This window comes from Rhodococcus sp. 06-235-1A (assembly GCF_002258785.1).
In the GTDB taxonomy this organism is placed as follows: domain Bacteria; phylum Actinomycetota; class Actinomycetes; order Mycobacteriales; family Mycobacteriaceae; genus Rhodococcoides.
In genome coordinates, this window is the sequence record NZ_NOYI01000008.1 from 107,049 (window position 1) to 120,540 (window position 13,492).

15 protein-coding genes are annotated in these 13,492 nt (G+C 64.0%); 3 read left to right on the forward strand and 12 right to left on the reverse strand.

Going from position 1 to position 13,492, the window contains the following annotated elements; translation table 11 throughout:
- Window positions 1–31: 31 nt before the first annotated feature.
- On the reverse strand, window positions 32–1,621 hold the full coding sequence (locus CH275_RS05525) for a GMC oxidoreductase (RefSeq protein ID WP_094675998.1): 1,590 nt from the start codon (window positions 1,619–1,621) through the stop codon (window positions 32–34).
- Between the two features lie 102 nt (window positions 1,622–1,723).
- Window positions 1,724–2,275, reverse strand: coding sequence for a TetR/AcrR family transcriptional regulator (locus CH275_RS05530; protein ID WP_179275999.1), 552 nt, complete (start codon window positions 2,273–2,275; stop codon window positions 1,724–1,726).
- Between the two features lie 95 nt (window positions 2,276–2,370).
- Between CH275_RS05530 and CH275_RS05535 the strand changes: the two genes are divergently transcribed.
- A complete protein-coding gene (locus CH275_RS05535) occupies window positions 2,371–3,675 on the forward strand; it encodes a carboxylesterase family protein (protein ID WP_256990866.1) in 1,305 nt (434 codons plus the stop codon).
- Window positions 3,676–3,696: 21 nt separating this feature from the next.
- On the opposite strand, the gene CH275_RS05540 is transcribed toward CH275_RS05535, so the two are convergent.
- Genes CH275_RS05540 through CH275_RS05555 form a run of 4 tightly spaced genes read right to left on the reverse strand, consistent with a single transcriptional unit; the run spans window position 3,697 to window position 6,624 of the window.
- A complete protein-coding gene (locus CH275_RS05540) occupies window positions 3,697–4,077 on the reverse strand; it encodes a hypothetical protein (protein WP_094676000.1) in 381 nt (126 codons plus the stop codon).
- A gap of 11 nt (window positions 4,078–4,088) precedes the next feature.
- Entirely contained in the window at window positions 4,089–5,231 is a 1,143-nt protein-coding gene (locus CH275_RS05545) for an NAD(P)/FAD-dependent oxidoreductase (RefSeq protein WP_094676002.1), read from the reverse strand.
- Window positions 5,228–5,425, reverse strand: coding sequence for a ferredoxin (locus CH275_RS05550; RefSeq protein ID WP_094676004.1), 198 nt, complete (start codon window positions 5,423–5,425; stop codon window positions 5,228–5,230). Before CH275_RS05550 ends, CH275_RS05545 begins: the two co-directional genes overlap by 4 nt.
- Window positions 5,422–6,624, reverse strand: coding sequence for a cytochrome P450 (locus CH275_RS05555; RefSeq protein ID WP_094676375.1), 1,203 nt, complete (start codon window positions 6,622–6,624; stop codon window positions 5,422–5,424). Before CH275_RS05555 ends, CH275_RS05550 begins: the two co-directional genes overlap by 4 nt.
- A 161-nt stretch (window positions 6,625–6,785) precedes the next feature.
- Here CH275_RS05555 and CH275_RS05560 point away from each other — a divergent pair, with 161 nt between their 5' ends.
- Window positions 6,786–7,454 (forward strand): TetR/AcrR family transcriptional regulator, encoded by a 669-nt coding sequence (locus CH275_RS05560; protein ID WP_094676006.1) that lies wholly within the window; start codon window positions 6,786–6,788, stop codon window positions 7,452–7,454.
- A gap of 25 nt (window positions 7,455–7,479) precedes the next feature.
- Here CH275_RS05560 and CH275_RS05565 read toward each other — a convergent pair whose 3' ends face one another.
- The 6 genes from CH275_RS05565 to CH275_RS05585 all read right to left on the reverse strand — a co-directional run bounded on the left by CH275_RS05565 (window position 7,480) and on the right by CH275_RS05585 (window position 12,550).
- Window positions 7,480–7,692: a hypothetical protein gene (locus CH275_RS05565; RefSeq protein ID WP_094676008.1), complete on the reverse strand. Its 213-nt coding sequence runs from the start codon at window positions 7,690–7,692 to the stop codon at window positions 7,480–7,482.
- Between the two features lie 4 nt (window positions 7,693–7,696).
- Complete coding sequence (locus tag CH275_RS29385) at window positions 7,697–7,840, reverse strand: hypothetical protein (protein ID WP_179276000.1); 144 nt, start codon at window positions 7,838–7,840, stop codon at window positions 7,697–7,699.
- Window positions 7,841–8,370: 530 nt separating this feature from the next.
- The gene (locus CH275_RS05570; RefSeq protein WP_094676010.1) at window positions 8,371–9,132 is read right to left on the reverse strand and encodes a 1-acyl-sn-glycerol-3-phosphate acyltransferase; all 762 of its coding nucleotides are present in this window, start codon (window positions 9,130–9,132) and stop codon (window positions 8,371–8,373) included.
- Between the two features lie 9 nt (window positions 9,133–9,141).
- Window positions 9,142–10,977: an FAD-dependent monooxygenase gene (locus tag CH275_RS05575; protein ID WP_094676012.1), complete on the reverse strand. Its 1,836-nt coding sequence runs from the start codon at window positions 10,975–10,977 to the stop codon at window positions 9,142–9,144.
- A complete protein-coding gene (locus CH275_RS05580; protein ID WP_094676014.1) occupies window positions 10,974–11,900 on the reverse strand; it encodes a fumarylacetoacetate hydrolase family protein in 927 nt (308 codons plus the stop codon). The genes CH275_RS05575 and CH275_RS05580 overlap by 4 nt, the downstream gene beginning before the upstream one ends.
- Before the next feature lie 14 nt (window positions 11,901–11,914).
- Window positions 11,915–12,550: a VOC family protein gene (locus CH275_RS05585; RefSeq protein ID WP_094676016.1), complete on the reverse strand. Its 636-nt coding sequence runs from the start codon at window positions 12,548–12,550 to the stop codon at window positions 11,915–11,917.
- A 118-nt stretch (window positions 12,551–12,668) separates the two neighbouring features.
- Here CH275_RS05585 and CH275_RS05590 point away from each other — a divergent pair, with 118 nt between their 5' ends.
- Window positions 12,669–13,277 carry a TetR/AcrR family transcriptional regulator gene (locus CH275_RS05590; protein WP_179276001.1) on the forward strand — a complete coding sequence of 203 codons (609 nt, stop codon included), beginning with the start codon at window positions 12,669–12,671 and terminating at the stop codon, window positions 13,275–13,277.
- Window positions 13,278–13,492 lie beyond the last annotated feature (215 nt).

Genomic DNA, 13,492 nt, shown 5'->3' on the forward strand with positions numbered 1-13,492 from the left:
CAGATGCATCGGTCTCTTTCTGCGGAGGGAATCAGATAACGGAGCCGACGTCGCCGGCAACGATGTTGTCCAGTGCCCGCTCGGCGAGCGCGGCGATGGTCATCGACGGATTGCAGGCCGCGGTGTTGCCGGGCATCAATGCGCCGTCCAGCACGTACAGTCCGCGCTGGCCGTGTACGCGGCCGTCCAGATCGCACACCGGACCCATGTTCGCCCCACCCAACGCATGCCAGGTGGACGGAAACAGCGCATTGGTGTCGGTGAGGATGCTGCCCGAACCGGCGATGCGACGCACCGTCGGATCGATGGAGCCGTTCTGAATGATGGAGTCGCCGTTGGCCGGCCAGTACAACTGAGCTCGGTCGCGTGCGGAATCGTAGGCGAAGTGGCCGCGACCGTCACTGACTCCGTAGCCGACGAGCATCGTGCTGTGGGCATCGACACCCAACGGCGGAATGGATGCCTGAATGACCGTGTGAGCGGTACGCGGATCGTCCCAGTTCAAGCTGCCGAACACCACCGGACCACCCTGCGGCGTACCGAACTGTTGCTCGATGCTCGACCACACGTAGATGCGATCGGCATTGGTTCCCCAGCCCTGCCCGAGTTCGTCCGGCAGATCGGGAATGGCCCCGGTGGCGCTCGCCCGAACGAGCATCTTGGTGGTGTTCAGACTGCCGGCGGCCATGATCAGTGCACCTGCGGTGAGAATCTTGTTCTCCAACACCGTTCCGTCGGAGTAGATTCGGTCGACGTGGACGGTCCAGCGACCGTCGGCAGCACGCTCGATGTGCGTGACGTTGTGCTGGGTCGCAACGGTGGCCAGCCCGGTTGCCTCGGCTGCGGCGATGTAGGTGACATCGACAGAATGCTTGCCGCCGTTGTTGACTCCGAACGCACCGGAGCCGTCGGTGTACGACGGCTTCATGACCCCCCGCGTCTCGTCGAGGGCGTAATTCCAGTCGATCGGCATCGGAATCTTCGACACCGGCAGCCCCGCCCGGCGCGCACTGTCTGCGAACACCCGCGCCGCTCGGTAATTGGGCGTGGCGATCAACTCGTCGGGAGCCTGCTCGAGCTGCAGCATTCGCGCCACTCGTGGATAGTGCACACGGTTCAGAACAGACCAATCCAGTCCGGCCGGAAAGTGCTCCTCGAACACCGCCTGCGAGGGCTGCAGCGTCATTCCCTGGTAAATCAGGGATCCGCCACCCACGCCGGCAGCGCACAGCGCCGTCATGTTGTCTCCGGGCACCGCCTCGAGCAAGCCGACGTACGGATCGAACGGAACCGGCCTACCGAACAGGTTTGGACTCGAGCCGTACCACAGCATCCGCTTGTCCGGCGCGGTCGCGTTGGGGAAAGTATCTGCATTCGGCCCTGTGATCCAACGCTTTCCGCGCTCGAGCACCAGGACGGAAATGCCGGCCTCGGCCAGGCGGAGCGCCGCGACGCCACCACCGAAACCCGATCCGATGACGATCACGCGATGATCCTCGCGGGTGAGCGGAACCTGCGCTCTGGCACCGGTGGCTGCTCGGGCAACGCCGGTACCCGACACTGCGGCGAGGCCTGCAACCGCGGTGGCGCCCAGAAACGACCGCCGATTCAAGTTCCCCACGTACCCCCCAATGGTGTGCGGCAGCGTGCATCGAGACCTGTGTCACGCGCACATGCCGTGCAAAACTAGACAGAGGAGGGATCAAGTGTCAAGTTTTGGACACTACGAGAACGGCAGGACGGGAATCAACCAGCGCTCGAGATAGCGACGCAACCCGTCGTCGTCGTGGATCGACGGGTCGTCGAACAGGATGACCGACAGCGCCACCCGCACGAGGACGGCATCGATATTGTGGAACTGTGTGGAATCGAAGCCGGGATTTCGCTCGATGTATCTGTCGAGGAATTGACGTACCACCGGTTCGGCACGTTCCATCACGTCCGCGTCGAACAGTGGGTTCGCGTTACCCGAGCGCAGCAACGAGTTCAGAACCGGTTCTCGCCGTATGAGATGGCGCGCAGCGACCACTGTCTCGACAACGAACTCCGCAGGCGTTTCGGCCTGATCGGCCTTCTCCCTGATGGCACCCAACACATCGACGACCAGGCCCACCATCGCCTCGGAGATCATGTCCTCACGGGTGGTGAAGATCGAATACACCGTCTGCCGCGTCACCCCAGCAGCACGCGCGGCCGCGGCTATCGTGACGTCCTCGAATCCGCCCTCGGCAATGAGCCCGAGCGTTGCGTCGAGAATCTTCTGCTTGGACCGCATGGTCCGATTATGACGGCACCCCACCGTTGCGACCTCATCCGACGACGGGCCGGAGACGATAAGCTCGCGCGTGTTCAACAGATGGGGGGTCACACGTGAACGACGAAACGACAGCCGGGGCGGGGCGACGAACGATCACCGGTACCACCAGCGGAGACCTCGAAGCGGTCGACGCCGACGGCCTCATCCACGCTCGGGGAATTCCCTACGCCACCGCCACGCGATTTCGTAGGCCCGAACCGGTCGACACCCCGGGCACGACGCGCGACGCCACCCGACGCGGCCCGGTGTGCATCCAACTGCCCTCCCGGCTCGACAATGTCACGGGCCCGATGGTCGACGGGCTCGAACAGAGCGAGGACTGCCTCGTGTTGTCGGTGACCGCTCCCACCGAGGCAGAAGGACTTCCGGTGATGGTGTGGCTGCACGGCGGTGGCTACGTCTCCGGTGGCGGGGAAGCCGAGAGATTCGACGCCGACCACCTCGTTCGGGAGGGTGTCGTGGTGGTCAGTGTCACCTTCCGGCTCGGCGGATTCGGTTACCTGACCCCGAAAGGCTCAGGGGACAGCAACATCGGTATGCAGGATCAGATCGCAGCACTGCGCTGGGTGTCGACCAACATCGCTCGATTCGGCGGTGACCCGCACAACGTGACGTTGTTCGGGCAGTCTGCGGGCGGCGATGCCGTCCTCGCGCTGATGGCGTGCGAGTCGGCTGCAGGGTTGTTCTCGAGGGCAATCGTGCAGAGCGCGCCTCTCGGGTTGCGTTCGGGCCGTTCGGCTCTGTACGACACGGCCCGAAAGGCTTTCGCAGCACACTTTCGTACCGACCCGGCCACCGCTCCCGCGACGGATGTCCTCGATGCAGAGCGTGCCGTGACGAAGGCCGTGCGCAGGTTCGGTGCTGCAGGCGGAATGCCGTTCGGGCCGGTTGCTCACCTCGAGCCCCTGTCCGGTGACCCCGAGGCCGCCCTACGCAGAACTGCACCTCGCGTCGAACTTCTGATCGGTCACACCAGAGACGATGCTTCACCGTTCGTGAATGTCGTATCGAACACGTTGCGGTTGAACAGGTTCGGCATCATCAGTTCGACGCTGACCGCACCGGTCGTCCGTCTCGTCACCAACCTGCTGTTCGGCGTCGACGGCATGGTGAAGATGTGGCACCGCGCCGGCGGTCAGGTCGCGTCGTACCGAATCGATTGGGCACCGAAAGGCGCACCGTTGGGGGCCTGCCACAGCATCGAATTGCCGTTGCTGTTCGGTGACGCGTGGTGGGACGCGCCGATGTTGGCCGGCAATACTCCACCGGAGGCGTTGGCCGCCACGGTGCGGCAGACATGGGCCGCGTTCGCCAGAGAAGGAGTGGCCGGGCTGCCCGGGCGCTCGATGGTGTTCTGATCGGCCCACCCTCTCCGATCGTCAGAGCTGCGTGTCGGCAAGCACACCGGCAACAACAAAACCTCCGGCGATGGCGCAGCCTGCCACGCGCGTCCGTTGCGGCAGATACGCGGTGAGAGCGAAGGCGCCGGTGTCCCAGACATCGACTACCACCCCGGCGCGCAGCAAGGGCCGCACCAACTTCGGTGCGTACCTGGTGGCCGCGTACAGCCCGCCACCGATGTAGATCTCTCGAATTCCGAAGGTACGTGCGGCAGCTCGCGTGGTCGCCACTGCGGCCTCGGGACCGGCGAGGAGTTCGTTGGCCCGCGTGGGGGCGATCATGTGGGCGACGCCGATTGCGGCGCGGCCCAACCCGACGATCTCGGGAAGGCGTCGAACGAGTGTGGTGCCGATGGCCATGAGTGTGTTCCTTAGTTGGTCGAGACGGCGCTGTCGCGGGCCAGCCGCCGGAGCAGGCCGACGGGTTTCTTGATGCCGAAGGCCACGATGGTGGTGCGGCCGTCGTTGTGACTCCATTGCAGGAGAGCCGATCCCTCGTCCACGGACCCTTCGAGAACGGTCGGTTCTCCGTCGAGCGGAAGGGGGCCAACAACTTTGATGGACAGCCCCAGGATCTCGGTCCAGAAATAGTCGTCGGTGGGTGCACACGTCGGCTCGAGGCCGAGCGCGGACGCAGCAGCCACTTTGCCCTGCGCGACGGCATTGGACCAGAACGGGGCCCGACCGGGTCCGGTTCGCAAGTAGGCGACGTCGCCTGCCGCGAACACGTCGGGAACTGCTGTGGCGCAGCATTCGTCGACAGCGACACCCCGAGCATCAGCGATACCGGTGCCGGTCAGCCACCCGGTCTCGGGCACATCGCCCGCGCAGGTGACCACCACATCCGCCTCGAGGGTGCGACCCGCGCACTCGATCCCGGAGACGGGGCTGCCCACCAACGAGACCGGGCTGTCGGCACGGAGAAACTGCACCGACGCCGCCTCGGCGCGTGCTGCGATCGCGTCGGACAGGAAGGGGCCGAGCAGCCGCCGCAACGGAGGGTCGACATCGACGACAGTCACCGCGATGCCGCGAGCCACGCAGGCACTCGCAACTTCCAAGCCGAGGAAGCCTGCCCCGACGACGACTGCTGTTCGAGCCGTGTCCAGTTCGGTGCGCAGCGCTCGGACGTCGGCGAACGTCCGCAATACGTTCTCGCCCAGTTGATCCGCCCCGGCGATACGCCGTGCAGACGCCCCTGTCGCCACGATGAGGGCGTCATAGGGAACGTCGGTGCCGTCGGCCGTTGTCACGGTACGGCGATCGGTGTTCACCGACACAGCAAGATCGACGATCGAGATGATGTCGAGATCGGTCAGATCCCATGTCTCTGCCTCGGCCCCATCACCTTTGAGGACATGCTTCGACAACGGCGGCCTGGCGTAGTAGCCGTCGGGGTCCGCACCGATCATCGTCAGAGCGCCATCGTGACCCCGCGCGCGGAGCTCACGGGCCGCGGTGCAGCCTGCGATGGAGTCACCGACGATGACGATGCGGCGTTGGGCGGTGCTCACTTGCTCTCTCGGAGGGCCGCTACCGGACAGACGCCGATCGCCGAACGGGCCGCGGAAGCAAGGCCCTCCGGTATCTCGTCGTTGTCGAAGGCGTAGTGCAGTTCGCCCTCGTCGTCCAGGCTGAACACCTTCGGAGCCTGCTCGGCGCAGATGCCATGGCCTTCGCACCGATCCCAGTCGACGTCGATTCTCATTTCTGTGTCCCTTCTGTGGCCACCAGTGTCAGCGGCAAGTGTTCGTAACGGTGAATGACGTTGTTCACGGCCCGTTTCGGCGTACCCGAGGGGACGAACCGTTCGACTCTTCGCGCCAGTACCCGGAGCATGGTCTGCGCTTCGAGGCGTGCCAGACCCTGACCCGCACACCCGTGCACTCCGGATCCGAAGCCGAGTTGCCGAGCGGCGTCACGGGTGACGTCGAATGCATCGGGGTTGTCCCACTCGCGTTCGTCCCGGTTTGCCGACGCGTAGATGACCAGCACGCGTGCACCTTTCGGGATTCGCGATCCATCGATCTCGACGTCGCGCACTGCTCTGCGAGAGAACGCCCTGATGGGTGACTCGTACCTGACGACCTCGTTGACGGCATTCGGGATCAGATCAGGGTCTTGCCGAATGGCCTGCCACTGTTCGGGGTGGCGGGCGAACAGATCGAGCGCACCGGAGATCGCTCCGATCGTCGTATCGAGTGATGGGCCGAGGTAGTCGATCATCAACGCCGGGCATGCAGACTTGTCGATCCTGTTCTCGTCGGCGGCTTTCAGCACGTCGTCGCCCATGCTCCCGGGAATCACCGATCGCTGCCGCACTACCTGTTTGGAGAACGCGAGCATCTCGGTGGCGGCCTTCACCGCGGTGACGGAGTGGCGATTGACGGGTCCGAGTGAGTCGAATGTTGCTCCAGCCCAACGAAGTAGCTCCTCGCGCCCGTCTTCGGGCCACCCCACCAGGTCGGGCACCACGGACATCGGCAGCGCCGTCGCAAGATCGTCGACACCGTCGACGATTGTCTTGCTCAGGGCCGCGTCGACGATGCTCTCCGCCTTCTCCTCCACCGCCGCCTTCATCTTTCGCACAGCCTTCGGGGTCAAGCGGTGCGCGAGAACCGCACGCTTGGTCGCGTGCTCCTCACCGTCGCTGTTGAGCGTCGTGCCGCGTCCGAGCCTGTTGGCCACCGGATTGAGTGCGACTCCGTCCCCCGAGACGAAGGTCTCGTCGTCGAGCAGAACGGCCTTGCAGTCGGCATAGCGCGAGATGGCGAACACTTGCTGCCGCGGCAACCACACCACCGGGCCGAGCGCCCGGAGCCTCGCGTAATGCGGGTACGGATCGAGGATCGCATCGGTGGAGTAGATGTCGGTGCGGTACTGCGGGATCGTCGCGTTCGGTGTCATGGGGTCCTTCGCCGCCGCTGGGAGAGTAAGTTCACCCTGCCTGCACAGGATATTGACGATATCGTCACCCATAGCCCAGCCGCCCGTCAAGCTTTTTGACGAAATCGTCATATCTGGTCCGGGATAGGCTGGCCGCACAACCGTCGAGTAGGAGCAGACCCGTGGTCGAAGGCAACCGTGTCGCGCGCCGAAAGGCTCGCACCAGAGGTGCACTCGTCAAAGCCGCGCAAGGATTGCTGGCGAGCGGCAACACCACTGCGTCCGTTCTGGAGATCACGCAGGCCGCCGACGTCAGCAACGGATCGTTCTACAACTACTTCGAGACCAAAGAAGAGCTGTGGCAGGCGGCCATCGACTCCGCCCTCGAATCTGCCGGCGACTATCTCGACTCGCTCACCGTCGACCTGGACGACGCGGTCGAGAAGTTCACCCAGTCGTTCCGATTGTCCGGACGGCTCTTCCGCCTCGAGCCGGAACTGAGTCGTGTTCTGCTCAACTCCGAGGCCGCGGCATTCGCCGCCGCCGGGGGCCTGGCACCGCGTTCACGTCGCGATATCGAATCGGCCGCCGAACAAGGGCGATTCGATGTGGACGACGCCGATCTCGCACTCGCGATCGTGGCCGGTTCATTGCTGTCCATGGGGCGACTGCTGCTCGCCGAACCCGACCGCGACGAAGCAGCAACCGTGGACGGCACGACACAACGCGTTCTGCGGGCACTCGGAATCTCTGCTGCAGAGGCCGAAACCTTGTGCAGCCGTGAACTTCCGACGTCCTACAGCGGCGGAGTACACGCCGCCCTCGACCCCACCGCACAGTCGTTCACCTAGACCGCACGAGCGAAGGTCCGCGCAATCAGTCGTCCACGGCCCTGAGCGCGACGCTCAGAGCCTCTTGCGCAGATATATCGGCGTCTATCGCACTGCGCAACTCGGCATCGTCGAGGTCGACCAGCAACGGAAGATCGGTGTCGGACTGCCCGCGTACATCGGCCAGTACGTGCTCACGATCTTTCGCTCGCCGATAGACGGCAAGAGCCTCGTCCTGCTTCTCTCGTGCGGTGTCCATGCCGTCAGGCCCGGTGGTGTCGCGCTGGGGCGTGCGAAGAGACCTCGACGGGCACCGATGCGCGGACCGGTTCGACTTTCCGATCACCACCGCGCGTGCTCATCTTCATGAAATTCTGCAGTTCGTCGTGGATAGGTGTGTCGGTCATGAGACTCGACCTTCTCGACCTTCGATGATGCAGGTCGGTTCGGTTGTGCTGAACCATCGTGTGCGCTGAACGAGCGGCGTGACACCGACCCTACGGCCAATCGTCCACGAGGGTCGAATCAACGATGCTCGAGTGTGCCCTCCACGGATGTTCACGACATCTGCTATCGACGAGCGGGGGGCTCGGAGTCTACTGTCGGTCACACGTCGACAGGGGCGATCGCGAAGAAGCGGCAGTCGACGGCCGGCCCGCTGTCCATACCGTGGGTGAGGTGACTCGAACCTCGGCAGACCTTCCTGCCGAGGACACATGCTGTTGAACCGGAGCACACGCGGCAGCGGCATTCGACGTACAGGATCGAGTACCAGTGCTCACCTACAGCTTCAACCTCGAATACCGGGGCGTGTGTCCACTCTGCGAACGAATCACGTTGGGCGAGAACGTCGTGTCCTCCCCGCCCCTCGGACCGATCACCAGCCGCATCTATGCCTCCTGTGAAGCGTGCGGATGGGAAGGACCTGGCTGACAGCTCAGCCGATCACCGGCTTGCGGTCCTTGGTCAATTCGTCGAGCTCTGCTTGCATCGCCGAGTGAACTCTGTGCGCGAAGTCCTCTGCGGTCTCCTCGGGTTCGGGACGCATGGGCGCGAGGACCGACGTCTGAAGCTTCGTCGGTAGCGGTAGATACGGAAGCAACCCGACCACTCCCACATTCACGCCCCAGGGAATGGATATCGACAACGGCAACGTTTTGACCCGAAATGCCGTTTTGTGCAATCGGAGCGCCTTGGCGATGCGCTTTCCACTGCTGAGGACGAGGAGTGATTCACCCGCGCCCGCGGTCACCACCGGAACGATCGACACCCCGGCCTCCATCGCCAGACGGGCGTAGCCGCTGCGCCCGGCGAAGACGATCTCGTTGCGATGTCGCCACGACTTGAGGGCATCGAGGTCGCCACCGGGGAAGACCAGGACGTTGTGGCCCTCCTCGAATGCGTCGAGAGCGTTCTGTCGAGCGGCCGGCCGTGCACCGAACGGCTCGACCAACTTTCCTGCACGCAGTGTCCACGCGATCTGGTGCGTCAACGCGATCACTTCCCTGGACAGCTTCAGATCGTCGTACGCCGCAGCGAACGCGAACACGTTCAGATCGATTACTCCGCCGAACCCGTGATTGCAGACGAACAACACGGGCTCGTCGGGAACCGGTTGCGCTACCGATACTTCGAGGCGGTTGTACAGACGGACCGCGTTGATTCCCATGGCCCGAATCGCCCGAGGTACTTTGTGCATGGGCGCACTCTAGCCGGGCGCACTCGCATCCATGTCGGGTTCGACCCGGCCGTGTTCGGTTGAGGTGTCGGCAGCGAAGTAGCGCCCCCACTGCAAGCTCAGGAAGCCGGCGAGCGACGCACCGGCATCGGACGCAGAGGCAGTCGTTCGCCACGCCACATGGCCGTCGGGTCGCACGAGCACCGCTCCGATGTCACCGACCTCATACAGGCGAATCAGCTCGTCCCGATCGGCACCTGCCGGTACGTCAGCAGAGATCAGGGTGACGCCGGGCCCGGTGTTTTCCACTTCCGACACCACGCCGGCCCAACTGCCGCCCGCAAAGGTGAACAGCGACAACTTGTTCGGGTCGAGTGTCTCGTGCACCGGCACCTGCGCACCGCCTACCGAGACCACCGCGTGCGGCAGCCGGGCCCCCGGATAGGTGGTGGGGACGTAGTCGACGACGTCCTCGGCCGGCTTGCTCGACGACTCCCGTGCGATCAACGGACCCGCGTAGAGGTAGCCGAACTGCAAGCCGATCGACACGAAATGCTCCACCTGGAGTGGGATCGCGTCGGCGATCTCGCGACGAAGCTGGGCGGAGCCGGGTGCGTCGGGATCGACTTTCTGCGAGCGTGCCATCTGCCGCCGTGTCGCGGCGGCAGCCAGTGGCGCGATCAACTTCCCCGGGACCTTGTTCAGCGGCGACCGACCCATCACCTGAGTCGCCTTCGCCAACATCGTGTTGGTGATGCCCACTCTCTTCCCGACGTCGTCCATCCGAAAGTGGTTCGCCACACTCTGTTTCGCGAACTTCTCCACCACCGGACGGCGTTCCGTCTCGTAGGTGTCCAACAAGGACGGCGACGCCGTGCCCGATAGAACGGCGTCGAGCTTCCATGCCAGATTGTGGGCATCCTGAACACCCGAGTTCAGCCCGAATCCACCGGTGTGCGGAAACCGGTGCGCCGCATCGCCGAGCAGGAGCAGACGATCTCGACGGAACGCATCGGCGGTCTGTGAGGTCATCACCCATGTCCCGGTCGACTCCAGGTCGAACTCGTGGTTTCCCAACACCTTCGGCAGCGTGCGTGACCAGTACGCTCGACTGTCCTCGGCGATCTCCTGCGCTGGGTGAAGGTAGGCGGTCATCAGAATGTATCGATGGTCTGCATGGGCGATCATCACACCGCACAGCTCCGGCGTGTAGATCCAACTGAGCAGCGGCCGAGCGTCATCGGGAAAGAGCGTCCTCGAGGTGAAGAACGCGCTACCCATGTTCGCCAGGACCGGTCCGGTCAGCCCGACCCCGGTGCCGTCCCGTGTTGCACTGTTCGCACCGTCGCACGCCAGCACGTACTCGGCCTCGATATCGGTCACTCCGTTCGCACAACGTCCATGCACACGCGCACCGGACGAGTCGGTGTCCACGGACTCGACAGAGCATCCGCGTCGAAACTCGATCAGCGGTTCGGCGTCGAGCGCATCCCACAGTGCCGGCATCAACAGATGTTGCCCGATGTGCGAGACCAGGAACGGACTCTGACTCTCGACGATTGCCTTGCGCTCCGGGTCCGAGAGCAGGTCGATCGAACCGATGGCCTCGTCCGCGAGATTCCCGTACCAGCTGATGAGGTTGACGGTCTCGTGCGGCGGCGACATCGCGGCGATCGAGCGCGCCAGCTCGGGGCTGTATTCGTTCCAGATCTCGAGGGTGCGGGCGTTGATCACGTGCGCGGCGGGATGAAAGAGCGGCGCGTCTCGTCGTTCGAGAACCACACTGCGAATCCCTCTGCGCGCCAACAGCAACGCGGCAGTGCAGCCGGCCGGTCCGGCTCCGACCACGACGATCGGCACGGTCATCGGACCACCGTCTCTTGCATCCCCAGGTCGATGGCACCGTCTGCGGTCCGGATGCCGGCGGTGATCACATCGTCGACCGAGAGGTACTTCGGATTCTTCGCCTGCCGGGCGAAGAAGAACTTCCACTTCAGCGCCGGCGGAATCAGCTCACCGATCTTCTGCACGACCTTGGGCGGCGCGGAAATGGCAGTGCCGATCGGTGTTCCGGTGAGCAGTACGTCACCGGCGGTCATGTTCTGGAAGCGAGCCAACCTGGTGAGCGCCTCGGCCGGTGGCGTGATCAGATCGTTGCCGATCGTCTGGTCCTGACGCGTCTCACCGTTGACGGCCAGCGTCATGTTCAGCTCGGGGATACGACGAAGCTCGTCGTTGTCCAACAACACCAGCCGAGGACCCAACGGAGTGAAGGTGGGATACGACTTGCTTTCGTACACCTGAACTTTCGTCAACTGGATCTCACGCGCGGACACGTCGTTCGCCACGATCACCCCGGCCACGAAGTCCGAGAGGTTCTCGTCGGTGACCGTCGTGCCGATGGGAATCTCGGCATCGATGACGATCCCCAGTTCGATCTCGTAGTCCAGCAGAGCGACCTCGGGTGGCTGACGAATCGGATCGTAGGGTCCACTGATCGAAGCCGAGGACTTGCGGAAGAACGTCGGCTGCAGAGTCTTCGGGTCCGAGCCGGCGTCGATGGCATGCGAACGATAGTTGAGTAGCTGCGCCACCACCCGGCACGGTGCGGTGACCGGAGAGACGAGCTCGAGCTCGTCGACACTCGTGCTGGGGCCCGACGCGCTGGTGATGGCGTCGCGATCGGCCAGAAGTTCGCGGGTGGTCTCTGCCGTCGTCTCGATACGGAATGCACGGTCGCCTTCGAGACGCCACCAGGCGTCGGTAGTGCGAATTACGTTGACAGGCATAGTTTGCGGTCCCCTTACAGAGTTCTCGGCGTGATGGTCTTCTTGTTCGCGACGACCGGACGCCCGGGCCGAGTTCCGGCCTCGCGTCGGCGAAGTTCCTCGTGCGGCACGCCGTTGCGCAGCTGGCTGAGCAGGTAACCGGGGTCGATGTTGACGCCGATCGGGTTCTGGGCGAACTCCTCGGTGAAGAAGAACGCCGCAGTGTTCTCCGCATCGAAGTTCTCGACCTGGAATTCGAGTCGAATCCCATCGGGATCCTCGTAGTAGAGCGAGATCGTCGGTCCGTGATTGATCGACCAGACGGGGAGGATGCCCAACCGCTCGAGCCGCACATAGTTCTCCAGCAATCGCTCGAGCGAATTGAACGTCAACGCGATGTGGTCGATTCCGTATGCCTTGCGTTTGAACTTGGCGAACGGGAAAAGGAACCGGACGGGCTTCGGAACGGCAATGATCGCCAATCGATGCGACTCGTCGTCCCAGGTCAGAAACGTGATTCCCTCGTCCTGATAGACGATCTCGGCACCGAACACCGCTCCGTACCACCGCACCATCTCCTCGGTGCGGGCCGACTTGACCACCCAGTGGGCGATGAGATCCGGCGCAACCCTCGGCGCTTTCGGACTCCCTGCATCCTGCGTTGTACGCATCGAACGACCTCTCCTCGGCAACGCTGATGTCGAACGACGCTACGACGTGTTTGACTATCAGTCAATATCTTGATCGATGGTCAAACTGTTGCCGCGACGGAGCACTATGCTCGGATCGGTGTCGACCAACCCGTCCCCCGGTGCCGAGCGGTCTCGACGCGCCCGCCCCCGACTGGACCGTCGACAGGCCCTGATCGACGCGGCCATCGAGCTACTGGCCGAGGGCAACAGCGCCGACATCAGCGCAGCCGCGATATCGCGTCGAGCCGGCGTGGCACACGGACTGCTGTTCTACTACTTCACCGACAAACAAGGCCTGGTGGCGGCCGCACTGGCCGACGTCCTGTCGAAGTTGTCCGAGTTCCAGGAGCCCGCCGCCGACGAAAAGTCCGTGCGGGCGCGCATGGAAGGTTTCGTCCGACGCCACATCGAGTTCCTCGAGCGCCATCGCGCGCTCTACGTCCGCGTGGTTCGAGAGGGAGAGTTGGGCGATTCCGTCGTCGAACACGCGGTTCGGGAAGCACGGGCCGAAGGTGCGCGACAGGTAGCAGCCCTGGCCGAGCTGCCCGATCCACTGCCCCCGCTGCAAGCGGCCGCGATTTCGGGATGGACAGGCTTTCTCGACCGCACAGCAGATGCATACTTCGACACTCCCGGGCTCGAACTCGATGCGATCGTGGCTCTGGTGGTCGACGCCTTCGAAGCGGTCGTCGACGCATCGAAGTAGATCTACCGCCCCCTCCCGGGAGAGGTCAGAACGACCAGAGTTGCCCACACCTCAGCAGGGCAAGTTGATCAATATGCACCATCGGCAACTCATCACTTGCGCACAAAGGGAAGCAGCTGGTGCACTGTCCTCCATCGCAGCACAGTTGCATCCTCTCGGCGATTCGAAACCCGAACGCCCGCCCGGACCACAGGACCGCACTCGGTTCGCCTTCG